This is a genomic window from uncultured Shimia sp., from assembly GCF_947493595.1.
Taxonomy (GTDB): Bacteria; Pseudomonadota; Alphaproteobacteria; order Rhodobacterales; family Rhodobacteraceae; genus Shimia.
The window spans coordinates 361,140-381,969 of record NZ_CANLRL010000001.1 but is presented as its reverse complement, the minus strand read 5'-3'; the positions used below and the strand labels follow the sequence as shown (position 1 = coordinate 381,969).

Annotated in this window: 24 protein-coding genes; 9 read left to right on the top strand and 15 right to left on the bottom strand. The window is 58.2% G+C overall.

Features of this window, described 5'->3' with window-relative positions:
• Window positions 1-90: 90 nt before the first annotated feature.
• The gene (locus tag Q0955_RS01910; protein WP_299419184.1) at window positions 91-810 is read left to right on the top strand and encodes a hypothetical protein; all 720 of its coding nucleotides are present in this window, start codon (window positions 91-93) and stop codon (window positions 808-810) included.
• Here the strand turns inward: Q0955_RS01910 and Q0955_RS01905 are convergent.
• The 3 genes from Q0955_RS01905 to Q0955_RS01895 form a co-directional block, all read right to left on the bottom strand.
• Window positions 807-1,595, bottom strand: a complete 789-nt coding sequence (locus tag Q0955_RS01905) for a prephenate dehydrogenase (RefSeq protein ID WP_299419182.1) — start codon at window positions 1,593-1,595, stop codon at window positions 807-809. The two genes, Q0955_RS01910 and Q0955_RS01905, sit on opposite strands and share 4 nt — an antisense overlap.
• Before the next feature lie 193 nt (window positions 1,596-1,788).
• The gene (locus Q0955_RS01900; RefSeq protein ID WP_366140643.1) at window positions 1,789-2,952 is read right to left on the bottom strand and encodes a multidrug effflux MFS transporter; all 1,164 of its coding nucleotides are present in this window, start codon (window positions 2,950-2,952) and stop codon (window positions 1,789-1,791) included.
• A 44-nt stretch (window positions 2,953-2,996) separates the two neighbouring features.
• A complete protein-coding gene (locus Q0955_RS01895) occupies window positions 2,997-4,940 on the bottom strand; it encodes an AsmA family protein (RefSeq protein WP_299419178.1) in 1,944 nt (647 codons plus the stop codon).
• A gap of 204 nt (window positions 4,941-5,144) precedes the next feature.
• Here Q0955_RS01895 and rimO point away from each other — a divergent pair, with 204 nt between their 5' ends.
• The 3 genes from rimO to Q0955_RS01880 all read left to right on the top strand — a co-directional run bounded on the left by rimO (window position 5,145) and on the right by Q0955_RS01880 (window position 8,137).
• Entirely contained in the window at window positions 5,145-6,533 is a 1,389-nt protein-coding gene (gene rimO, locus Q0955_RS01890; RefSeq protein WP_299419176.1) for a 30S ribosomal protein S12 methylthiotransferase RimO, read from the top strand.
• Entirely contained in the window at window positions 6,487-7,641 is a 1,155-nt protein-coding gene (locus Q0955_RS01885; RefSeq protein WP_299419174.1) for a Shedu immune nuclease family protein, read from the top strand. Before rimO ends, Q0955_RS01885 begins: the two co-directional genes overlap by 47 nt.
• A 118-nt stretch (window positions 7,642-7,759) precedes the next feature.
• Window positions 7,760-8,137, top strand: a complete 378-nt coding sequence (locus tag Q0955_RS01880) for a thiol-disulfide oxidoreductase DCC family protein (protein WP_299419172.1) — start codon at window positions 7,760-7,762, stop codon at window positions 8,135-8,137.
• 3 nt (window positions 8,138-8,140) lie between these two features.
• Here Q0955_RS01880 and Q0955_RS01875 read toward each other — a convergent pair whose 3' ends face one another.
• The 6 genes from Q0955_RS01875 to Q0955_RS01850 form a co-directional block, all read right to left on the bottom strand.
• Window positions 8,141-8,389: a DUF6455 family protein gene (locus tag Q0955_RS01875; protein WP_299419170.1), complete on the bottom strand. Its 249-nt coding sequence runs from the start codon at window positions 8,387-8,389 to the stop codon at window positions 8,141-8,143.
• Between the two features lie 33 nt (window positions 8,390-8,422).
• Complete coding sequence (locus Q0955_RS01870) at window positions 8,423-8,689, bottom strand: DUF6455 family protein (protein ID WP_299419168.1); 267 nt, start codon at window positions 8,687-8,689, stop codon at window positions 8,423-8,425.
• Window positions 8,689-8,970 carry a DUF6455 family protein gene (locus tag Q0955_RS01865; RefSeq protein WP_299419166.1) on the bottom strand — a complete coding sequence of 94 codons (282 nt, stop codon included), beginning with the start codon at window positions 8,968-8,970 and terminating at the stop codon, window positions 8,689-8,691. Before Q0955_RS01865 ends, Q0955_RS01870 begins: the two co-directional genes overlap by 1 nt.
• 29 nt (window positions 8,971-8,999) lie before the next feature.
• Window positions 9,000-9,269, bottom strand: coding sequence for a DUF6455 family protein (locus Q0955_RS01860; RefSeq protein WP_299419164.1), 270 nt, complete (start codon window positions 9,267-9,269; stop codon window positions 9,000-9,002).
• Window positions 9,270-9,368: 99 nt separating this feature from the next.
• Complete coding sequence (locus Q0955_RS01855; protein ID WP_299419162.1) at window positions 9,369-9,722, bottom strand: YigZ family protein; 354 nt, start codon at window positions 9,720-9,722, stop codon at window positions 9,369-9,371.
• A gap of 4 nt (window positions 9,723-9,726) precedes the next feature.
• Window positions 9,727-10,455, bottom strand: a complete 729-nt coding sequence (locus Q0955_RS01850) for a M48 family metallopeptidase (RefSeq protein ID WP_299419160.1) — start codon at window positions 10,453-10,455, stop codon at window positions 9,727-9,729.
• 115 nt (window positions 10,456-10,570) lie between these two features.
• Here Q0955_RS01850 and Q0955_RS01845 point away from each other — a divergent pair, with 115 nt between their 5' ends.
• The 4 genes from Q0955_RS01845 to Q0955_RS01830 all read left to right on the top strand — a co-directional run bounded on the left by Q0955_RS01845 (window position 10,571) and on the right by Q0955_RS01830 (window position 13,460).
• Entirely contained in the window at window positions 10,571-10,810 is a 240-nt protein-coding gene (locus Q0955_RS01845; protein WP_299419158.1) for a hypothetical protein, read from the top strand.
• A gap of 196 nt (window positions 10,811-11,006) precedes the next feature.
• Window positions 11,007-12,122, top strand: coding sequence for a class II histone deacetylase (locus tag Q0955_RS01840; RefSeq protein ID WP_299419156.1), 1,116 nt, complete (start codon window positions 11,007-11,009; stop codon window positions 12,120-12,122).
• A gap of 52 nt (window positions 12,123-12,174) precedes the next feature.
• Window positions 12,175-12,753, top strand: a complete 579-nt coding sequence (locus Q0955_RS01835) for a nitroreductase family protein (RefSeq protein WP_299419154.1) — start codon at window positions 12,175-12,177, stop codon at window positions 12,751-12,753.
• Window positions 12,738-13,460 carry an EI24 domain-containing protein gene (locus Q0955_RS01830; protein ID WP_299419152.1) on the top strand — a complete coding sequence of 241 codons (723 nt, stop codon included), beginning with the start codon at window positions 12,738-12,740 and terminating at the stop codon, window positions 13,458-13,460. The genes Q0955_RS01835 and Q0955_RS01830 overlap by 16 nt, the downstream gene beginning before the upstream one ends.
• Here the strand turns inward: Q0955_RS01830 and Q0955_RS01825 are convergent.
• A complete protein-coding gene (locus Q0955_RS01825; RefSeq protein ID WP_299419150.1) occupies window positions 13,405-13,710 on the bottom strand; it encodes a DUF1467 family protein in 306 nt (101 codons plus the stop codon). The genes Q0955_RS01830 and Q0955_RS01825 overlap by 56 nt on opposite strands.
• A gap of 69 nt (window positions 13,711-13,779) precedes the next feature.
• Window positions 13,780-14,184, bottom strand: coding sequence for a methylmalonyl-CoA epimerase (gene mce / locus Q0955_RS01820; RefSeq protein ID WP_299419148.1), 405 nt, complete (start codon window positions 14,182-14,184; stop codon window positions 13,780-13,782).
• Between the two features lie 174 nt (window positions 14,185-14,358).
• Between mce and Q0955_RS01815 the strand changes: the two genes are divergently transcribed.
• Window positions 14,359-15,072 carry a response regulator gene (locus tag Q0955_RS01815; RefSeq protein WP_299419146.1) on the top strand — a complete coding sequence of 238 codons (714 nt, stop codon included), beginning with the start codon at window positions 14,359-14,361 and terminating at the stop codon, window positions 15,070-15,072.
• Between the two features lie 78 nt (window positions 15,073-15,150).
• Here the strand turns inward: Q0955_RS01815 and Q0955_RS01810 are convergent, their stop codons facing one another.
• The 4 genes from Q0955_RS01810 to aspS all read right to left on the bottom strand — a co-directional run bounded on the left by Q0955_RS01810 (window position 15,151) and on the right by aspS (window position 20,627).
• On the bottom strand, window positions 15,151-15,867 hold the full coding sequence (locus Q0955_RS01810; protein ID WP_299419144.1) for a GNAT family protein: 717 nt from the start codon (window positions 15,865-15,867) through the stop codon (window positions 15,151-15,153).
• A 65-nt stretch (window positions 15,868-15,932) separates the two neighbouring features.
• The gene (locus tag Q0955_RS01805; protein WP_299419142.1) at window positions 15,933-17,180 is read right to left on the bottom strand and encodes a DUF1501 domain-containing protein; all 1,248 of its coding nucleotides are present in this window, start codon (window positions 17,178-17,180) and stop codon (window positions 15,933-15,935) included.
• Window positions 17,181-17,190: 10 nt separating this feature from the next.
• Window positions 17,191-18,591, bottom strand: a complete 1,401-nt coding sequence (locus Q0955_RS01800; RefSeq protein WP_299419140.1) for a DUF1800 domain-containing protein — start codon at window positions 18,589-18,591, stop codon at window positions 17,191-17,193.
• 179 nt (window positions 18,592-18,770) lie between these two features.
• Complete coding sequence (gene aspS, locus Q0955_RS01795; protein ID WP_299419138.1) at window positions 18,771-20,627, bottom strand: aspartate--tRNA ligase; 1,857 nt, start codon at window positions 20,625-20,627, stop codon at window positions 18,771-18,773.
• Between the last annotated feature and the right edge of the window lie 203 nt (window positions 20,628-20,830).

Genomic DNA, 20,830 nt, shown 5'->3' with positions numbered 1-20,830 from the left:
AGGGCTTTTTTTATGGCGCAACAAGCGATAGCTTCAGATGGAACCCCGTATTCCAGGCCAGGCAATTTCAACGCAAAGACCTAACGCGCGATGCTCTCCCTTTTTGAAACCGTGACCCTGCTCTTGATTGCAGCGGTACACCTTGGCTCCGCTCCATTTTACCACCACCGACCAAGTGCATCGCGCTGGCTTCTGGATTTTTCCTCCGGGCTGGGACTTGGCTACGCCTTCCTCTATTTGCTGCCCAAAATTGGCTATATGACAGTGGCACTCGCAAACCGGTTTCCAGACGCGCACCCGCTGGTCACTCAGCGGCTGTACCTCTACATGTTGTTCGGGTTTCTCATCTACTATCTCGTTGACTTCAAAGGCAGCTCCGCGCGCCCGTCCCGCCTGGGTCTGGCTCTAAATGCCATCAGTTTCTCAATCTACAATGCATTGGTTGGCGCCACGGTTGTGCACTTGAACCACGGCAACCTGGCGATCTACGTTGTGGCGGCACTTGTGTTCTGTCTCCACTTGTTTGGGGTAAACAGCTTTCTGCTGCGCATGTATCCCAAGTACTTTGCCCGCTGGATGAAATGGCTGTTTGTTGTGGCGGTCATTTGCGGAGCCATCGCAGGTGGATACACTGAAAAACACAGCCACTATGTTTCCGTTGCAACCGCTCTGGTTGGCGGGATCATCATCATTCTGTCTGTGCGCCTAAAGCTGCCCGCCCGGGCCAGGGTCAATATTACCCCCTTTCTGGCCGGGGTGTTTGCCGCGGCCAGCGCATCCGTCGCGTACAGTCTTTTGGGCGCCTTCTAAGCCGTTTGCGCCACCTCGCTGACCACCGGCGGCGGCGTAAACTGCGCTTGTAACTCCGAGGCCCGCGCAAAAAATGCCTCCCGCACTTCCGCCGCATAGGGATTGGCCACCTCAATCGCGTGCAACACTGTGGGCGGATCATCCTGCACCATGCTCACTGCCTCGCGCAGCAGGTCAAAACTGGCCGTGGTCATGCGCTCCGGCAGTGGTCCCAAATCGGTCAGCACCTTGCCAATCAGATGGGTCAGCCCCTGCACCATCGCCAGCTCGCGATCATGCTCTTCTGCAGTGGTGACAATCACCTCCAGCCCACGCGCCTTCAGGAAAGCCGCCACCTTGCGCCAGCGGTCCCCGCGCTCCGGACACAGGGCAATCTTGCGCCCCACCACGCCGTCTTTTGCACTTTGCGGTCCAAACAACGGATGTGTGCCAAGGATCTCCACATGGGGCGGCAACAACTCCCGCATGTCCCGCATCGGTGCCACCTTCACCGAGCCCACGTCCAACACCAGTGTGCCCGGCCGCAAATGTGGCGCCAACACCCGACACACATGCGCCATACGCGCCACAGGCACCGCCAGGATCACGATGTCACACTGTGCTACCTCAGCCAGCCCTTCCATCGGCACCCGCCGCCCATCCCGCAGGCTCGCCCGCGTGTAACTTGGATCACAAATCCGGATCGGGCATCCTGCCCAAAGCTCCTGAGCAATCAACCGGCCAAAGCCACCAAAGCCCACCAAGCCAATGGTGCTCTGTTCATCTGTCTGTTTTGTCTGTCCCATAGTGGACCTCGTTTGTGAGGCCACGTTTGCCGGGACTAGCTGTCTAGGAAGGTTTCTGTGTCTTCATCCCCGTCAAACGCAGCGGATGAAGATGCCAAAGACCCCGCCACTATGTGGTCAGGGTATAATACGTGCCAAAAAAGATGCTGTTCTTGATCATGGGGCAAGTGATGGCACGGGCAGCGCGCCGCCGTCAACCCGCTTCAAGAGGCAGAGGGTCCACAAGGTCGAGCCAACGCACATACACCGAACACAGCAGCGACACCGCCACAATTGCAATCATCATGCCCATCATCAGCACCACACCATTCTGCGGCGTCAAAACCGCCCCTGTCAGGCTGGTCAGCGCCGCTCCCGTGGCCACGCTCATGGCTCCGGACAGCCCTGAGGCGCTGCCCGCCAAACGGGGCCGCACTGACATCGCGCCGCTGTTGGAGGCCGGCAAGGTCAACCCGTTGCCCAGACCGACAAAAACCACGGTGCCGACATAGGTCAACGGATGCACAATCCCGGCCAAGACAACCGCAAGCCCGAGACACAATCCCGCCAAGGCCACAACTCGGCCTGAGACCATCAACACCCACAGCGGAACCCGTTTGCCCAACACACCAGACAAAAACGAGCCAAAGGCAAATCCGATGGCAATGGTGCCCACTGCCATGCCCACCGTGGTTGGACTCATCTGGAACACCGACGCCCCCACCAGCACAATCCCGGTGATGTAGATGTAAAACGCCCCAACCGAAAAACTGCTGCACAGGGTATAGCCCCAGAACCGACGAGACCGAAGCAGCTCTGGATAAGTGACAAACTGCTCTCCCATCGTAGTCGCGCGGGACTGATTGGTCTCTCCGAGATCGCGCCACGTCAGCCAGACCAAACCCACGCCCACAAGCGAATAGACCGCAAAACTGGCTCGCCACCCAAAGGCTTCATGTAGCAAGCCGCCGACCGTTGGGCCGGTCATCGGGGCAATGGCCATCACCATCGAAATGTATCCCAACGTGCTCGCCGCCTCTTGTGGCCCATACATGTCCCGTACCACCGCCCGGCTCAGCGCGATGCCGACCACGCTGGCGGCCTGCAACATGCGAAACCCGAGAAAGCTGACAATGTCCTGCGCCAGAAGGCATCCCACTGAGCCAACCGCAAACACCGCCACCCCAGCCAACATCACAGGCCGCCGCCCAAACCGGTCCGACAATGGCCCAATGATGAGCTGAAGCACGGCGGTCACCGCCAAAAACGCCCCCATCGAGAGGTTCGCCACGCCATAGTCCACACCAAATTCTTCAGCGATCGCAGACAGCGATGGCAGGAACATATTGAGCGTCAACACCGACATTGCGGTCAGCAAAATCAACGTATTTAGATGGGGCGCACTCCGCGTCGCACTCCCGCTCAATTGCCGCCAAGAAGGTTCTGCAAGCCGCGCAGCGCCTCTTTCTCCAGCTTGTCCTTGATCGCATCCTCAGTCGATTGACCTTCTTGCGTTTCCAACCCTAGTTCTTTCTCCAGCTTCTGTTTCGCCTCATCTTCCACCGCTTTGATTTCCTTATCAAAGCTGCGTTTCAAAGCTTTCTCCAGATCCGGCACAATGCTAGGGTTGCTCCAGCTACCGATAATTTTCACCGGCACAATCAAACGGGGCCCATCCGGCCCGCGCAGTTGTGGCGAGAAGACATAGTCTATGGTGCGCAGACCAAGTCCAACGGTGCCTTCGCCGCTGGCCGCCAACTTCGACAAGCTCATCAACAGATCGTTGTTGGTCAGCACACCTTCGGCAATTGTCCAGGTCGCCACCATACTGTTGAACACAGTGGTGCCCCCCGTCACATCGCCACGCAGCAGCTTGTCCAGATCCATGCCTTCGATGGTCCCGCGCCCAATCTCAACACTGCCATCACCGCTCATATTGTTCATCAACGCATCCAAAGACTCGCCCGAACTCAGAAACCGGCTCTCAAAATCCGCCTTGCCCGTGAACCTGTCCAAATCGGCCGTCGCCGCCAAAAACGGCTGCAACGCAATCTGCGTGACGTTCAAATCCCCGCGCATGGAAAACCCGCTGCGGTTATTGGCCACAAAACTACCAGTCACCGCGCCCTCATATGCCGCCATCTCTTGAATCGTCGCCACCGCACGCGCGCGATCAATCTCCACTGTCGCGCGGGTCTTGCCAAAGGCGATGCCGTTCAAATCCATCGCCTCAGCCGCAAAACTAACAGTGCCGTCAACCAGCCCAAGCGCGCTGGCATCTATTGGTGCTTTGGACCAGCCCACCGGGGCTGCACTATCATTCGCCGTGCCTTCGCCGCCGTCCTTGGCCGCAAACCGCAACGTCTGTGTCGCCACCTGCGCCGCCACTTTGGGCCGCACGCCGTTTAGGTTTACATCCGCCTGAACCGACAGCTCATTGCCCAGCGCTGTCACCTGCCCACCGCGCACTGTCACCACGTTGTCGCGAGTCAGGGTCACATCACCGGTGACCCCCAGCGGTCCTTCCAAACCGCCCGCACCCAGCGCCGCCAAAAACGCCGCCGCATCAGATGCCGATAGATCCAGCTTGCCGCTGGCCTCCGGCGCAATTCCGGCACGTCCGGTAAAACGTGCCGTGCCGCCTCCGGCCTTCATGGCCAGCTCGACCGCAGAAACGCTACCGCTGATCATGTCCAGCGGCGCGGCAATCATTGCATCCACTTTAATTGGCGCACCAAACGGGCTGGCCTCAACCGCAATATCCGCCGCCTTGTCGCCACCTGGCCAAGCCATCTGCAACGACACGCCAGACAGCTCCTGCCGCGCCCCGCCATGCTCGATGTAGCGCACCTGCGCATCGGTAATCACCAAGCGTTCCAGCGCGAAACTCTCAAGACCCGTGGCCGCATCAGGCGCAGACGTGGGCACTGCCTCGCCACTGGATGGCGCGCTCGCAGCCTGCTTACCAGCCACAGCCGCACCCCCACTCAAATCCCAGTTCACTCGCCCGTCAGCGGTTTTCTCCAGCACCACATCCGGCGCCACCAGCTCGACATTTTTGACCCGAATGTCGCCGCCAATCGCCGCCATCACATCAACGCCAATCACCGCCTTCTCGGCTGTGAACATCGGCCCGCGCTCCGACCAATCCGCATTGCCAAAGCTGACCTTCTCCGTGGTCACCCCCAACACCGGATACCAGCTGATCCCGACTTTGCCCTCAAACGTCAGATCCCGCCCGGTCATTGCCTTGACCTGATCCGCCGCCAGCTTGGCAATCTTCTCCCCCGGCAACGCCACAATCAGCACCACCGCGCCAATTGCCAAAATCAAGACCGCTGCCACCAATCCCCGGATTATCTTCATCGGAGACCTCCCTTTACTGCTCAACCGGAGCCTAAGCGCCCGAGAACACACACGCAATCACGCATATGATCAAACACCCCGACACGGTTTCTTCTTGCCACAAATATCCTGGGGGAGGCCCATCTCTGATGGGGCGGGGGCAAAGCCCCTCCCATTCGCCCCTTCCCCTTTGCCAAATCACGCGCACTGCCCTATATGCGCCCCATGTCCAGCAATCCGCCAGAACTCCGCCCCGACCTCGCCCGCACCACCCTCACAGGGGATGCGCGCCCCGGCCAGCCGACCATCGGCATGGTCTCCCTTGGCTGTCCCAAAGCCTTGGTCGACAGCGAACGCATCCTCACCCGTCTGCGCGCCGAAGGCTATGGTATCTCGCCGGACTACTCTGGCGCCGATGCGGTGATTGTGAACACCTGTGGCTTCCTGGATTCCGCTAAGGCCGAAAGCCTTCAAGCGATTGGCGAGGCCATTCAGGAAAACGGCAAAGTGATTGTGACCGGCTGCCTTGGCGCAGAGCCTGAGTACATCACCGGCGCGCATCCCAAAGTGCTCGCCGTAACTGGCCCCCACCAATACGAGCAGGTGCTCGATGCCGTGCACGGCGCCGTGCCACCCAGCCCCGATCCTTTCATTGATCTGCTGCCCGCCAAAAACGTGTCGCTCACCCCGCGTCACTACAGCTATCTAAAGATTTCAGAGGGTTGCAACCACAAGTGCAAGTTCTGCATCATCCCGGACATGCGCGGCAAGCTGGCGTCGCGCCCAGTGCACGCTATCCTGCGTGAGGCAGAGAAACTGGTCGACAGCGGCGTGCGCGAACTGCTGGTGATCTCGCAAGACACCTCCGCTTATGGGCTCGACCGCAAATACAGCACCCACCCGTGGAAAGACCGCGAGGTGCGCAGCCACATCACCGATCTGGCCCGCGAGCTCGGGCAATTTGACGCCTGGGTGCGCCTGCACTACGTCTACCCCTACCCCCACGTGCGGGATTTGATCCCCCTGATGGCAGAGGGCAACATTCTGCCCTATCTGGACATCCCGTTCCAACACAGCCACCCGGACACGCTCAAACGCATGGCCCGGCCCGCACACACCTCCAAAACCCTGACCGAGATCGCCGCCTGGCGCGAGATCTGTCCGGACATCACCCTGCGCTCCTCCTTCATCGTCGGCTACCCCGGCGAAACCGAAGCCGAGTTCCAGCACCTCCTGGATTGGATGGGCGAAGCCCAACTCGACCGTGTTGGCTGCTTCCAATACGAAAACGTCGACGGCGCCCGCTCCAACGACCTGCCAGACCACGTCCCCGCCGAGGTCAAACAAGAGCGTTGGGAACGGTTCATGGAGAAGGCGCAGGCCATTTCCGAGGCCAAACTTGCCGCCAAAGTTGGTCAGACCATGGATGTGATCGTGGACGACATTGACGAAGACGGCATCGCCACCTGCCGCACCAAAGCCGACGCGCCAGAGATCGACGGCAACCTGTTTATTGACGAAGGCACGGATGGGTTGAAGGTCGGTGACATCGTGACCGTTGAAGTGGATGAAGCTGGGGAGTATGATTTGTGGGGATGCACCACAAACGGATAAAGAATTGAACGAAGACTCTGCGTACATAGCTAACTTCAAGAGCGGCCGACTATACATAAACCCTAGCGCTAAGGGCGGCGCTTACGCCTCACTCGCTGAGGAAGGCGAAGTCGTTATCGACGAGATAGATGTCGGAGCTAGGTTCAAACTTTGTGTTTCAGCATTCTATGTCGCGGATCGCGAAGATTTTGGAACTTTCAAAATCCACAAACTGAAATTTCACAAAACCTACGGTTGGCAGCCCGATGGATCGATATCATTAAACGGGTTCCAGTTAGAAAAAATTCGTCGGTTGACTGAAGTAATCGCGTCGCTTGACCTCGCGGATGCCCAAAAGACTCGCTTGGACCTCAGCCAAATATCCATTGAGCGCCTAGCTGACCTTCTCGACTCAGACAAAGCTGAAGAGTTTACAGAAAAACTCTCTCAATCACCGAATTTGAAAACAGACATCTTTGCTTTGGAAACAAAGAGACGGGCTTTATGTGAATTTGAAGACTTACTGAGCGATGATCGTTCGGAAGCGGACTGGCAATCATTCTTCGAAAGAAATCAATGGATTTTCGGAATTGGTCTGAATTTCGTACCTCTGGCCAAAGTCGCAAAAAAGTTTGAAACAGTAACAACGGGTTACGAGTTCGATCAGCCAGGCAAAAGAACTGATGCTCTGATGAAAACCCGAGCGGAAATCAGTCAGTTCGTCCTCGCCGAAATAAAACGACCGGACACTCCTTTGCTGGACAAACGAAGTTATAGATCAGGATGTTGGCCTATAAGCGGTGAACTTGCTGGAGCGGTAGCTCAATGCCAAAAGACTGTTTTTGAGTTTGAACAAGATAGGCTTGAAGTTTTTCTCAAAGATGCAGAGGGAAACCGCTTAGATGAAGTTTATTCGGTAAAGCCAAAGTCGTTTATTGTCGTTGGAGACCTTAAGGAACTAGCCGAAAATACAGACAAAATCGCGAGCTTTGAGTTGTTTAGAAAAAACGTCTCATCACCTGAAATCGTTACCTTTGACGAGTTATTTGGCCGCGCTAAGGCGCTTTTGGAAAATGTTTCGACCTCGCAGAACCCAAACGAGATTCCAGATGAGGTTCCTTTGCGTTGAGCAATATGCCCACCCCAAAAACAGCGACATCCTGTCCCTTGAGGCCTCTTCCCCCGAGGCGTAGGCTTTTCACACAGCCACATACGGCCCGAGACACATCCCTCTTAAGGAGAGTGACATGTCCAACCAAACGCGCGTGCTTTACAATGCGGACTGCCCGATCTGTGACGCAGAAATCTGCCACTATCGGTCCTACACCGAACAGCGTGACATCCCCGTCGCCTATGACGATCTGAACTCCGACGCCCTCGCGCAATGGGGCGTCGATCCAGAAACCGCCGCCAAGCGCCTGCATGTCACGGCCAACAGGGAGCTCTATTCCGGCATCCCAGCGTTCCTAATTCTCTGGCAGGAAATGCCGCGCTTCCGCTGGCTCGCGCGCCTCGTTGGCCTGCCCGGCATCAATCAGCTGGCCTGCCTCGCCTACGACCACGCACTGGCCCCATGGCTCTACCGCAAACACCTACGGCGGCAGGCCAAGGCCAAAGCAGCTTAAGCCTTAGCCCTGCTGCATCTCTTTGAACAGCTCCACATTCATACAGTAATCCGGCGCATTGGCCGCGCTGTCGTTGAGCTCCTGAAACTTCTGACAAGCCCCCAGCTCTTTGCATTTGGTGCATTGCATCACCGCGCTGCGGTACTCTTTTGCCTTCTCCGGGTTGGCCATGATCACTTCCTCCCAATCCACGCCAACGCGTTTGGACATGCCTGTGACCAAAGCAGTGTGCTGGCTCATTTTCTCAAACATCGCTGGCTCCTTTTCCTATTGTGACACGCGGGATCAGACCGCCGCCAATCTCTCAAACAGTTCCGCATGACAGCAGAACTCCGGTGCGCTTTTCTCCGTCCCGGCCTGCTGCCCCAGAAAACTCTGACACGCCTCGGTGTGCGGACACATACGACAGCGCGTGACCATCGCCGCGTAGTCCTCTGCACTCAGGGTCTGATCCATCATCGCCTCACTCAGCGACACCCCCAATACCCGCGCCATGCTGCGCGTCAGCCAGAAATGTGTCACCGGGTCTCCCAATGGCTGTACGTTTCCCATCACCCCTGCGCCTCCAACGCATCTTTGAGCCGCTTGAAACGGTCTTTGTTCACACAGGGCGCCGGCGCCCGCTCTTCGCTGCAAGCATCGCGTTCATGCGCCGTCAGATAACGGTAACATCCGGCTTCCCAGTCACAGCCGCGACAGTTCTCCACCATCTCGGCCCAATCTTCTTGTGAGAGCTGCGCTCGCGTCATCGCCGCCACCAAATCGGTCTGGGTCAACTGCGCCATGCGCTGTGCCAACCAATAATGCTGCGTACGATCTCCCAGCGGTTTCATCTCTCACCTTCCTGCCCCGCGACCGAGGCCTATGGCTCACCTTGCAGCCGCTTCAGCAGCTTGGTGTTGCGGCAGTAACGCGGCGCAGCCACCACCGCGCCCTCCTCCTTCAGCCAATGAGCACAGGCCTCCGGCTCACTGCAGGTGGTGCAGCGCAAAACCGCCTCGGAAATCTCTTCAAACTTGAGCGCGCCGCGAATGGCCGCTTCTTGCAGGTCCATCCCCAAACGGCTGGCCGTGTCATCCAACAGCGCCGCATGGTGGCGCAACTGGGCAGTCCGATCTGAAACAAGGGTCATAGGCGCATCTCCAATGGCTGACCAACACAGCCTATCAGCAGAGGCGCAATCCCCCTTTGACCTGCATCAATCGCCAATCTGAGATGAATTTGATCGCGCTTAAATCAGCGCCTCAAAATAGGCCCGCACACAATCCTGCACCCGACGGAACCGATCTCCGCCAAGCTTTGTGCCGCCATACCAACGGGTTACAACCACAATGTGATCTGTAAGCTCTTCGCGTTCCAACATGCGCAAGATCACCAAGCCCGCGCCGCTCTCGCCGTCATCCCCTTTCAACGGTGTGCCGTCCGCCATCAAAGCAGCCCAAGTGTTGTGCGTCGCCTTGGCAAATTTCTTGCTGCGTTTAAGTTCTTTCAGAAAGGCATCCGCCTCTTTGCGGCTGGTCACCTTGCCGCCCGACACCGCATATTTGCTGCCCCGGTCGGTGACCACATTGGTCAGCTGCAACACGCGCCTACAGCCCTGCCGCCGTTTGTTTTACAACCGCCACGCGCGAGGCGTTGGGCGGGTGCGAGCCCAGGAACTGGTTGCCTGGATCTGGCGTGCGCTCAAAGAAGTTCACGCCAATCAGCGGATCATAGCCCGACTTCTTGGTTAGGATCGTGCCCAATTGGTCGGCTTCCAACTCGTGGTTCTTGGAGAAGCTGCGCGCCCCAACGCCCGCGCCCAAATCCATCGCCGCCTCAATCGCCTGCGCATTGCCGCCGGCTGCTGCCACCAGAATGGCCCCCAGTGCCGCACCGGCAGCTGCATTGCCTTGACTGCGGGCAATGTGCCCTTTGATGTGGTGCGCCGCCTCATGTCCCATGACAAAGGCCAACTCATGTTTGTTGCGCGTTTCCGCCACCAAAGGCGCGGTGAAAATGATCAGCGGACGGCCATTCTTATCCAATGTCTGATAGGCGTTGGCGATTTTGGTCTCTTTCGGATCCACATAAATCTTGTAGTCACAATTGGTCCCTGCAGGTGTACGTGCCTTACATTCCCGCTCCACCAATGGTTCCATCCGCGCTTTCACCGGCGCCAAACGCGAGGTGGCCTGCGACGTGGAAATCTTGGGCGCAGGCTGTTGCTGCACCGCCGGTTGCGGCGTCGAGCTGGTGGTGGTTGACACACAGCCGCTCAAAACGGCAGCGGCCACCACGCTGACAACGCTGGCTTTCACTGGCAAATTCTGACGCATGACATCCCTCCCACAAACGGCCCACATTAGGACACAGGCGTAAATTTATCATCTAAGCCTGCCGAGACCAGAGGGAAATGCTTGCACCCCCTCCCCTTTGCGCTACGCTGGGGGCATGTTCAGCATCGAGCACGAATTTGACGCCACCGTTGTCACATTGGTCGACGAAGGCACCGCCCCATTAGGGGAAGATGTGATCATTCACATGTTTGAGGACTGTGTCACCATCGAGCAATATGACGCCCGCACAGATACGGTTCAGAAGATCACCCTGTCCAACACGATGGTGCAGGATCTGACCGCTGCTTTGGATCTGCCCGAAGGCGTTTACATGCTCAAGCGCGCGCCTGACTGAGGGATTTGACATTGTGGTCCGGCACAACTGGGGCGCTGCCCCGTCACAGCAAGCTGTGACTCCCCGGGATATTTAGGGCCAAATGAAAAATCCCAATACCTGAAAGCCCTGGCCTCACGTCGGTCACAGCGATTTACATTTCCCAACCGCGCCGCATAGGGTAGCCCTCGCACAACGTGGAGGGGGAATTGACCACATGGCTACCGGATTCTTTTTTGACGAAAAATGCTTCTGGCACGCGGGCGGTAACTACGCCTTGACGCTGCCCGTTGGTGATCTCGTACAGCCTCTGGCCGCCGGCGGTCTGCCGGAAAGCCCGGAAACCAAACGCCGCCTCAAGAACCTCATGGATGTCACCGGCCTCACGGCGGAACTCGACGTGCGAAGCGGAGCGCCTGCAACGGACGACATGCTCAAGCGTGTGCACCCAGCAGACTTCCTGGCCAAATTCAAAGAGGTCTCTGACGCTGGCGGCGGCGAAATTGGCCTGCGCACCCCGTTTGGCAAAGGCGGGTACGAAATAGCAGCGCTGTCTGCCGGCATCGCCACCGAAGCCTTGCGTGCGGTCACCTCAGGTGAGGTGCAAAACGCCTATGCCCTGTCCCGTCCCCCCGGCCACCATTGCCTGCCAGATTGGCCCAATGGGTTTTGCCTGCTGGCCAACATCGCCGTGGCCATCGAAGAGGTGCAAGCCCAAGGGTTGGCCCAACGTGTTGCGGTGCTGGACTGGGATGTGCACCACGGCAACGGCACCGAGGCAATCTACTATGACCGTGACGACGTTCTGACGCTTTCTCTGCATCAGGAGCACAATTACCCGCTCGACACCGGCGACGTCGCTGATCGCGGAAAAGGCGCGGGCCTGGGCACAAACATCAATATCCCGCTCCCCCCCGGTGCGGGGCACAACACATACCTGCACGCGATGGACAAAATTGTCCTGCCCGCCCTGCACACCTTCAAACCAGATGTAATCATTGTTGCCTGTGGATTTGACGCAGGCGCGTTTGACCCGCTGTCTCGTATGCTGGCCACAGCGGACACATTCCGCCAGATGACCAAACAAGTCATGGGTGCCGCAGACAGCCTCTGTGACGGTAAACTGCTGCTTGTGCACGAAGGCGGCTATTCCGAAGCCTATGTGCCATTCTGTGGCCACGCTGTGATCGAAGAACTCTCTGGATCAGACATCACAGCCGAAGATCCCATGGCCGCCTCCCTCACAATTCGCCAGCCCAACGCCCGCGTCGAAGCCTTCTTTGCCACGCTGGTGGATGAAATGGCTGAAATTTTCGCAAGCCCGCCCGGTTGAAACTTTTCCGCGCCACGCCAACATACCCAATCAACTCCTGAGGGAAGAATTTATGCCTCACCCAAATCAAGCCGCGCTGGATTTCTTGCTGAGCCGTCGCTCACGTCCCGCCAAAACCCTGATTGGTCCCGCGCCCACCCGCGCGGAACTGGAGCCGTTATTGGAGGCAGCGCTACGCAGCCCCGATCACGGCAAACTCGAACCCTGGCGCCTGATCGTGCTGGAAGGCGCCGCGCTGACCAAACTTGCAAAACTCGCGCAAGAGCGCGGTGAAGCACTTGGGATGGATGCCGACAAGATCACCAAGGCGCACGACCAATTTGACCGCGCCGATCTTGCGGTCGCCGTGATCGAAGCCCCGGTGATCAGCGAAAAGGTGCCTGAGATTGAGCAAAGCTACTCTGCCGCCTGCGTATGCCTGCAACTTTTAAACGCCGCACTGGCGGCTGGCTGGGGCGCCAACTGGCTGTCCGGATGGGCCAGCCACGATCGCAGCTTTGTGGAGAAAGGTCTCGACCTCACCCCGCGTGAGCGTGTCGCAGGCTTCATCCACATCGGCACCGAAAAAGTCGCGCCGCCCGAGCGCCCACGTCCCAACATGGAGACCAAAGTCACATGGCTGTCAGCCTAGCAATCTCGTCTTTTGGCAAGACCCTGTCACAAGTTGGGGACCCGCGTTTTCGCCGGGTCCTATTCAAAGGCATTGGCCTGACCTTTGTCTTGCTGGTTGCGGTCTACACCGCCTTCCTGATGTTCTTGAACTGGATTGGCGCAGGCCAAACCGTGCAGGAGCTCTTGGGCAACGTCTCTTGGGTTGGCGACCTCTTCACCTTTGCCTCCCTTTTCTTGATGATCTTTTTGTCGATCTTCCTGATGGTGCCCGTGGCCTCCGCGATCACCTCGTTGTTTCTGGATGAAGTGGCCGATGCGGTGGAAGACAAACACTATCCAGAGTTGCCCGATGTCCCGGGCGTGACTTTTGCAGAAGGTCTCAAAGACAGTGTGAATTTTCTTGGCGTGTTGGTCGCAGCCAACATATTGGCCTTGATCCTCTACGCCCTCTTTTCACCGCTTGCGCTGTTCATCTTTTGGGGCCTGAACGGCTTCTTGCTGGGGCGGGAGTACTTTCAGATGGTTGCCATGCGCCGTGTCGGACGGGCTGAAGCCAAGAAGCTGCGCAAAAAGCATCTCGGCACCATCTGGCTCGCCGGCACACTTATGGCGATGCCACTGGTCGTGCCATTATTGAACCTGGTGATCCCGATCTTAGGCGCGGCGACCTTTACCCATCTGTACCATCAGCTGGAGCCGTCACCTCGGCGGGCCCCATCACGTTAAACCAATCAATATCACGCACGGTGATCACACCTGATGTGATGATCCAGTACAAAATCACCCACATCACCGCGGCAGCGCCCGTGGTGATCCAGGCCTTGGTTTTGAGGTAGTGATGCTCCGGGCTGCTGGCATGTGTGCCAGGCACAACCTCACCGACGTCACCCTGTGTTTTGAGGCGAATCGGGATCACCATCAAAAAAGTCATGAACCAAAGCACGGCGTATAAAACGAGGGCTGAAGTGATGGTCATTGCGCGCTCCTGATAAAAAAGGCGGACACAAATGGCCCGCCTATCCTGGTCTGTTTTGGGGTTGGCCTCTTAGACCTGTTCCAGTTCCACAAGGCAACCGTTGAAATCTTTCGGATGCAGGAACAGCACGGGTTTGCCATGCGCCCCGATCTTTGGCTCACCACTGCCCAAAACACGTGCGCCAGTTGATTTCAGATGGTCCCGCGCCGCCAGAATATCATCGACCTCATAGCACACATGGTGAATGCCACCGGACGGGTTCTTCTCAAGGAAGCCATTGATCGGGCTGTCTTCTCCCAGTGGATAAAGCAGCTCGATTTTGGTGTTTGGCAGCTCGATGAACACCACCGTCACGCCGTGATCCGGCTCATCCTGTGGCGCGCCAACCTTGGCGCCAAGCGCATCACGATACTGCGCACTTGCGGCTTCAAGATCTGGAACCGCAATGGCCACGTGGTTCAATCTTCCGATCATTTTTTTCTCCTCCAATTGGACATGGTTCCCGCTCACCGTTCTTATGTGCGCTGATATGCGCAGGCGCAAGCGACAGGGCGTCGCGGATCGCTTTAACCTTTCGTTAGGCATGTGTTCTTAGCCTGTTTGCACGTTTCGGTACTTGTAGTTTTCGCATCGTTGAGGAATTCAATCATGGACGACAAATCGCCTTTCTCACCGCTGACCACCCCATCAGCCGCACGCCCGCTTCTGGGCATGACCGTTCTGGTGGTGGAAGACAGCCGGTTCTCCTCTGACGCGCTGCGTCTGATGTGTGTGCGCTCCGGTGCCCGCATCCGCCGCGCAGACTGCTTGACCTCCGCCCGACGACATCTGCAAGTGTACATGCCAACCGTGGCGATTGTGGACATGGGGCTGCCGGATGGCTCCGGTGCCGAATTGATCGAAGAGCTGAACAAAGCCACGCCGCGGATCGAACTGATCCTTGGCACATCCGGGGACGACTTTGCCCAGGAAGCCGCGTTGGCTGCGGGGGCGGACGGGTTTATCGCCAAACCCTACGGCACGCTCACAGATTTCCAGCAGGCCATCCTACGCCGCCTGCCTGACGCTTATCGCCCTACCGTGGCACGGGTTGCCGACAACGAAGCCATCAAGCCGGACCCGGTGGCCTTCCGCGACGATCTTCTGCACGCCGCTGACACGTTAAAAGAAGGCGATGAAGAGCTGATCGACTATGTGGCGCAGTTTCTAGGTGGCCTTGCCCGTAGTGCCGGAGACAAAGGCCTGCTCAACGCGGTGAAAGCGGTGGAAAGCGCCCGCAAAGAAGGCAGCGGCGTGCGCGCCAATGTGGCCGAGCTTAACGGTGTGGTGGAAAGCCGCCTAACCGAAGCGGCGGTGATTTAGGACCTACACCGCCGAAACGAAGACGTAAGACACGGGACAATAAGGCGGGGCCATTGGCCTCGCCTTTTCTATTTGGGTTTACCCTTGTTCAGGATCGCTACTCGCGCGCACCAATTGGGTCAAATCACTCAACCGCTCGCGCTGTTGGCCTGTCTCGTCAAAATTGCTTGGCGACAGCCATGCCCCAAAGGCCGCTTTAAGTGCGGGCCACTCTCGGTCAATCGCCGCAAACCAGGCAGTGTCACGATTGCGCCCTTTGTACACCAGCGCCTGCCGGAAGATGCCCTCATAACTCAGCCCCAACCGCTGCGCAGCCCGGCGAGACGGGGCGTTGAGCGCATCACATTTCCACTCGTAGCGGCGATAGCCAGTGTCAAAGGCCCATTGCATCATCAGAAACATCGCCTCGGTCGCCGCAGGCGTGCCCTGCATCACCGGCGCAAAGTTGATGTTGCCCACCTCGATAGAGCCGCGCTCTGGATAGATGCGCAGATACGACGCCACGCCCGTGAAGGTGCGCTCCGCTTTGCTGTAGATCGCGTAAAAAAAGTGGTCTTGGTTTTCAACCGTTTCCCGCACCCAGCGATGATACTGCGCCGCCGAATGAAATGGCCCATAAGGCATGTAGTCCCACACCCAGTCATCCGCCTGATAGGCCCTATACAACAACGCCGCGTGGGCCTCCGCGTTTAACGGCTCAAGCCGCACATAGTGGCCGTCCAAAACCTCGCCCGATGGCCGTGGTGGTACGGTCCAATCGGGCACGGCAAAGCCCACAGGGCGGGATGTTTGCATGAGTGGTCTTCCTTCAGTTGGCCAAGTAGTGGCACAGCCCGCCCCGCGCGCCAAGCCCTTCTGGCTTAAGCCAACAATCCGGGCGCATCTCCCAACTGCATCCCTGGGAACACCACGCCCTCAAGGGCCGCCTGATCCAAGCCAAAACTCTCGCGAATGGCCCAGGCCGCATAGCGGCGCACATCATCAGTGGGCATCAAATCGCGGCGTTGAAACAGGTCGGCTTCTTCAAAACCCGTCAACTGGCCATGCACGATTTGCCCCCGGATCGCGCCGCCTGCCATAACCATCATGCCGCCGGTCCCGTGATCCGTGCCTTTGGTGCCATTTTCTGCCACGGTGCGGCCAAATTCAGTCATCGCCAGCACAGTTGTGCGGGCCCAGACCTTTTCACCAACACCGTCTTTCAGAGCCAACAAACTGTCACTCAGGCGTTTGAGCGGCGCTTTCAACGTCCGCGCCTGCGCCGCATGTGTGTCCCATCCGCCAATCGAAAAACACGCCACCCGCGCAGCGTCCCGCAATTGCTGCGCTGCAAATTCTGCGACCCGCACATGCGCGCCCGCGCGACCGCGTCCCTTCGGGCTCATCTGCGCATCCATCATACTGTCCAGATCGCTCATCATGCCGCTGTCAGCCATCTCCAAAACACCGCCGCCTCCGTCGCCCGCGAGCACCATGGCTTTCTGCATCGCTGATGCCATGGCCGGATCCCGTTCCATGGTCATCTCCAACAATCGCGCGCCTTGACTGGACAACACAAAGCCCACGTCCGGCGACCATGTTTCCACCGCCGCCGCGCCCTGGCTGAGCAACATCGGATCTGCCCCCACCGCGTAGGCAGTGGTCATCTGACTGCCCGGCATGTTCTGCAACATCCGGTTTAGCCAGCCGTCTCGGGTTGCTCCTGTTGGCAACTGCGCTGTCCCCGCCTCCAGCAAATCCTGCCCATCAAAATGGCTGCGTTTGTTACGGTATGGTGTCGACACCCCCTGGACAAAAGCCAACTCTCCAGCTTGCCACATTGGCCACAATGGCTTGGCTGCGGCATGCAACATCATGCCCTCAGATATTTCCATTCCGGACGGCGCGCGCGCCAACAGGGTGGGACGTAATGCGCGCAATCCCGCATTGTCAGGTTGTAGCAGATCCAGCCCATCCAAGCCGCCACGCAGGATAATCACCACCAGTCGGTTTTCGCCTTCCGTTGCGGCAAAACTCACCGGCGTCATCAACGGGCTTGCGGCGAGCGAACACCCCACCGCCAAACCACGCCCAAGAAAGCCCCGTCGATCCATCACTGTTTTTCCCATGACGCTCTCCTCACACCCGTTGGAACGCGGGTGACATCAGCACCAACGCGATCCCCTCACGCCGGTTTTCTGCTGCGTCTGCCGCAAACCGCACCGACGCCGGCGCTTGTTCGCCCAGAGTTGTCTCCACAAAGACACGTGGGTCCGGCAACTCTTGCAACACGGCCGTGGACACGCCCAGCGCCCATTGCAGGCGCGCCGCCATGCCTTGCGCCGTCAGCCAATGCGCATCCCCCTCTTCAAATCCGTCCGGTCCAAAGGGTCGACGCCAAGGTTGGCCCATCGTGCGCAATGGCGTGCCAAGCAAGCGCTCCAACTGAGGGCTCTTTACCTCCCGAAGCCGTGTTTTGGGGACGGCCAACGCCCGGAGCGCCGAACTGACAAACACCTCCGGCTGTTTGAAGTTGCCGGTGCCATTGCCCACCGGCGCCCAAGCCGCAGGATGCCGCAGCATCGCCTCCACAACTTCAGCCAAGTCGCCATCTGTTTCCAAATACCGAGCGCCCATCGACACCAACAAATCCTCATCCGGCGTGTCGGACACAAAATGCACGGCCAGTTTACGCGTTAAGTGACGCGCCGTATCCGGATGCCGTGCGAGATCCCGCAACACCGCATGCACATCCGCCATTTGCGCGCGACGGGAGCCATATTCCTTGCCAAGAACCGTCTCCGCCCCAGGCTCAGCCCGCTTGGCCAAAAACGCAGTTCCTTTCTTCTGAATGGTGGTCACGCCGGTCAGAAGCTCCGCAAACTGGCGCACATCCTTCTGTGTATACCGACCGTCCACCCCCAGCGTGTGTAGCTCCAAAATCTCGCGCGCCAGATTTTCATTGAGGCCAAGTTTTTTCTCCGACCGCTTCTTGGCAACGGTGCTGTTGGGCCCCACTGAATTATTCTGATCTAGGAAATGCAGCATTTGTGGATGCAAAACAGCCGCGATCAGCATGTCCTCAAACCGCCCGTTCACAAAGGGACGAATGGCATTGGCGACATAAGCTGGTTCGGCAAATCGATAGATCACATTTTTCCCGGGCGCGGAAAAGTGGTCATTCCAAAAGGCAACCAATCGCTCGCGCAAACCATCGCGGCTCCAAACCCGCCGCGCCAATGTGGCACCAATCCACTTTGCCCCCTCTTGCTTGGAAGCACGCCTGGCCGTTTTGAACGCCTTTTGCAGCGCCTGCTGCGCATCACTGCCCTTTTCCGCTTTGGAAATCTTGCGACGCGCATCCAACAACGCCAACATTTTTTCTCGCATTTCCGCGTCACTGGGCAACGGGAACCACGGCATTTCCGGCTCGTTTGCACGTAAAAGCGCCATCATCTCCGCGATGTCCGCCGGTCCCGCCACCTTGGGGGACAACCCATAGCCAAATCGGGTCTGTGCAATATCTGGATCAAACACCACGGTCACAGCGCTCCTCGTTCACCTTCACTTCACCCTAACATATAGGAAAGCCGCTTCTACGCGGCTTAGGAATTCCAGACATATCTCAACAAAAATCCGCCGATGCGACGCCTGAAAAACAAAAAACCGCCCACGACAGGGTCGCAGGCGGCTCAAATCTCAAACGCTGAGTGCGAGGATCACTCCTGCGGGATCACCCGCAGACCCAGCTCCATCAGCTGATCGCTGGACGGCTCATTTGGCGCATTCATCATCAGGTCTTCGGCGCGCTGGTTCATCGGGAACATCATCACTTCGCGGATGTTCTGTTGATCCGCCAGCAGCATCACAATGCGGTCCACACCTGCGGCACAGCCACCGTGCGGAGGGGCACCGTAGGAGAATGCTTTGTAAAGCGCGCCAAAGCGCTCTTTCACTTCATTCTCATCGTACCCGGCAATTTCAAACGCCTTCAACATCACTTCTGGCATGTGGTTCCGGATCGCGCCAGACACCAGCTCGTAGCCGTTACAGGCCAGATCGTACTGATAGCCTTTGACCTCCAACGGATCGCCATTCAGCGCCTCAAGGCCCCCTTGTGGCATGGAGAACGGGTTGTGCTCAAAGTCGATCTTGCCGCTTTCTTCGTCTGCTTCATAGATCGGGAAATCCACGATCCAGGCAAAGGCAAAGCGGTCTTTGTCAATCAGACCCAGCTCTTCCCCAATCACGTTACGTGCACGGCCAGCAACTGCTTCAAACGCCTTTGGCTTGCCGCCCAGGAAGAAGGCCGCGTCGCCTACACCCAGACCCAGCTGCTGACGGATCGCTTCGGTGCGCTCAGGGCCGATGTTCTTGGCCAGCGGGCCTGCCGCCTCTTCGCCCAGAACAATTTCACCGGCTTTGATCTTCGCGTTCACCTCTTTCACAGAGATGCCCTGTTCCTGTGCAATGGTGTCCGCAGACTGTTTGCGCCAGAAAATGTAGCCCATGCCCGGCAGGCCTTCGCCTTGGGCAAATTTGTTCATGCGGTCACAGAACTTGCGCGAACCACCGGTTGGCGCAGGGATCGCACGCACTTCGGTGCCTTCCTGTTCCAGCAGCTTGGCAAAGATCGCAAAGCCGGAGCCTGCAAAGTGCTCAGAAACAACCTGCATCTCGATCGGGTTGCGCAGGTCTGGCTTATCAGAGCCGTACTTCAGCGCGGCTTCCGCATAGGGGATCTGCGGCCACTCGTTTGGCGCATCCACTTTTCGGCCACCGCCGAACTCTTCAAACACACCTGCAATCACTGGCGAGATGGTGTCAAAGACGTCCTGCTGCTCCACAAAGGACATCTCCATGTCGAGCTGGTAGAAGTCGGTTGGCGAGCGGTCCGCACGTGGGTCTTCGTCACGGAAGCACGGCGCAATCTGGAAATACTTGTCAAAGCCCGCAACCATCATCAGCTGTTTAAATTGCTGTGGGGCCTGCGGCAGTGCGTAGAATTTGCCAGGGTGAATACGGGACGGCACGAGGAAGTCACGCGCACCTTCTGGCGAAGAGGCTGTGATGATTGGAGTCTGATACTCGCGAAAGCCTTTGTCCCACATACGCTTGCGCATGGAAGCCACAACGTCCGAGCGCATGGTCATGTTCTGCTGCATCTGCTCACGACGCAGGTCGAGGAAGCGATACTTCAGGCGGGTTTCTTCAGGGTATTCCTGATCGCCAAACACCAGAAGCGGCAACTCGTCCGCTGCGCCCAGCACTTCCAGGTCACGTACAAACACCTCAACTTCACCGGTTGGGATTTTGTCGTTCACCAGCTCGGGATCACGCGCCTTTACGTTGCCGTCAATGCGGATACACCACTCGCTGCGCACCTTCTCCATGTCGGAGAAAACCGGGCTGTCTGGATCACACAGAACCTGAGTGATGCCATAGTGGTCGCGCAGGTCGACAAACAGAATGCCGCCGTGGTCACGGATGCGGTGCACCCAGCCAGACAGGCGGACGGTTTCGCCCACGTTGGATTTGGTCAGATCGGCGCAGGTATGGCTGCGATAGGCGTGCATGTGCGGGCCCTCTTTCAGGGTGAATAACTACAGTCGGCCCGATACACCTTTTTGCGCCACCAAAGTCAAGAGAACGGCGCTGGATTCGGCACAAAAAGGAGGCCTCTTCGCCCAACCGCAGGGAGGGCTGCGCCTGCCTGCCCCCCCGGCAGGCAGGCGCATTTGCAACGCGACACTCAAACGACCTGTATCGGCAATATCAC

Coding starts and splice junctions, on each gene's coding strand:
- Q0955_RS01910 (WP_299419184.1), top strand. CDS start 91: ATGCTCTCCCTTTTTGAAACCGTGACCCTGCTCTTGATTGCAGCGGTA.
- Q0955_RS01905 (WP_299419182.1), bottom strand. CDS start 1,595: ATGGGACAGACAAAACAGACAGATGAACAGAGCACCATTGGCTTGGTG.
- Q0955_RS01895 (WP_299419178.1), bottom strand. CDS start 4,940: ATGAAGATAATCCGGGGATTGGTGGCAGCGGTCTTGATTTTGGCAATT.
- rimO (WP_299419176.1), top strand. CDS start 5,145: ATGTCCAGCAATCCGCCAGAACTCCGCCCCGACCTCGCCCGCACCACC.
- Q0955_RS01885 (WP_299419174.1), top strand. CDS start 6,487: ATGAAGCTGGGGAGTATGATTTGTGGGGATGCACCACAAACGGATAAA.
- Q0955_RS01880 (WP_299419172.1), top strand. CDS start 7,760: ATGTCCAACCAAACGCGCGTGCTTTACAATGCGGACTGCCCGATCTGT.
- Q0955_RS01875 (WP_299419170.1), bottom strand. CDS start 8,389: ATGTTTGAGAAAATGAGCCAGCACACTGCTTTGGTCACAGGCATGTCC.
- Q0955_RS01870 (WP_299419168.1), bottom strand. CDS start 8,689: ATGGGAAACGTACAGCCATTGGGAGACCCGGTGACACATTTCTGGCTG.
- Q0955_RS01865 (WP_299419166.1), bottom strand. CDS start 8,970: ATGAAACCGCTGGGAGATCGTACGCAGCATTATTGGTTGGCACAGCGC.
- Q0955_RS01860 (WP_299419164.1), bottom strand. CDS start 9,269: ATGACCCTTGTTTCAGATCGGACTGCCCAGTTGCGCCACCATGCGGCG.
- Q0955_RS01850 (WP_299419160.1), bottom strand. CDS start 10,455: ATGCGTCAGAATTTGCCAGTGAAAGCCAGCGTTGTCAGCGTGGTGGCC.
- Q0955_RS01845 (WP_299419158.1), top strand. CDS start 10,571: ATGTTCAGCATCGAGCACGAATTTGACGCCACCGTTGTCACATTGGTC.
- Q0955_RS01840 (WP_299419156.1), top strand. CDS start 11,007: ATGGCTACCGGATTCTTTTTTGACGAAAAATGCTTCTGGCACGCGGGC.
- Q0955_RS01835 (WP_299419154.1), top strand. CDS start 12,175: ATGCCTCACCCAAATCAAGCCGCGCTGGATTTCTTGCTGAGCCGTCGC.
- Q0955_RS01830 (WP_299419152.1), top strand. CDS start 12,738: ATGGCTGTCAGCCTAGCAATCTCGTCTTTTGGCAAGACCCTGTCACAA.
- Q0955_RS01825 (WP_299419150.1), bottom strand. CDS start 13,710: ATGACCATCACTTCAGCCCTCGTTTTATACGCCGTGCTTTGGTTCATG.
- mce (WP_299419148.1), bottom strand. CDS start 14,184: ATGATCGGAAGATTGAACCACGTGGCCATTGCGGTTCCAGATCTTGAA.
- Q0955_RS01815 (WP_299419146.1), top strand. CDS start 14,359: ATGGACGACAAATCGCCTTTCTCACCGCTGACCACCCCATCAGCCGCA.
- Q0955_RS01810 (WP_299419144.1), bottom strand. CDS start 15,867: ATGCAAACATCCCGCCCTGTGGGCTTTGCCGTGCCCGATTGGACCGTA.
- Q0955_RS01805 (WP_299419142.1), bottom strand. CDS start 17,180: ATGGGAAAAACAGTGATGGATCGACGGGGCTTTCTTGGGCGTGGTTTG.
- aspS (WP_299419138.1), bottom strand. CDS start 20,627: ATGCACGCCTATCGCAGCCATACCTGCGCCGATCTGACCAAATCCAAC.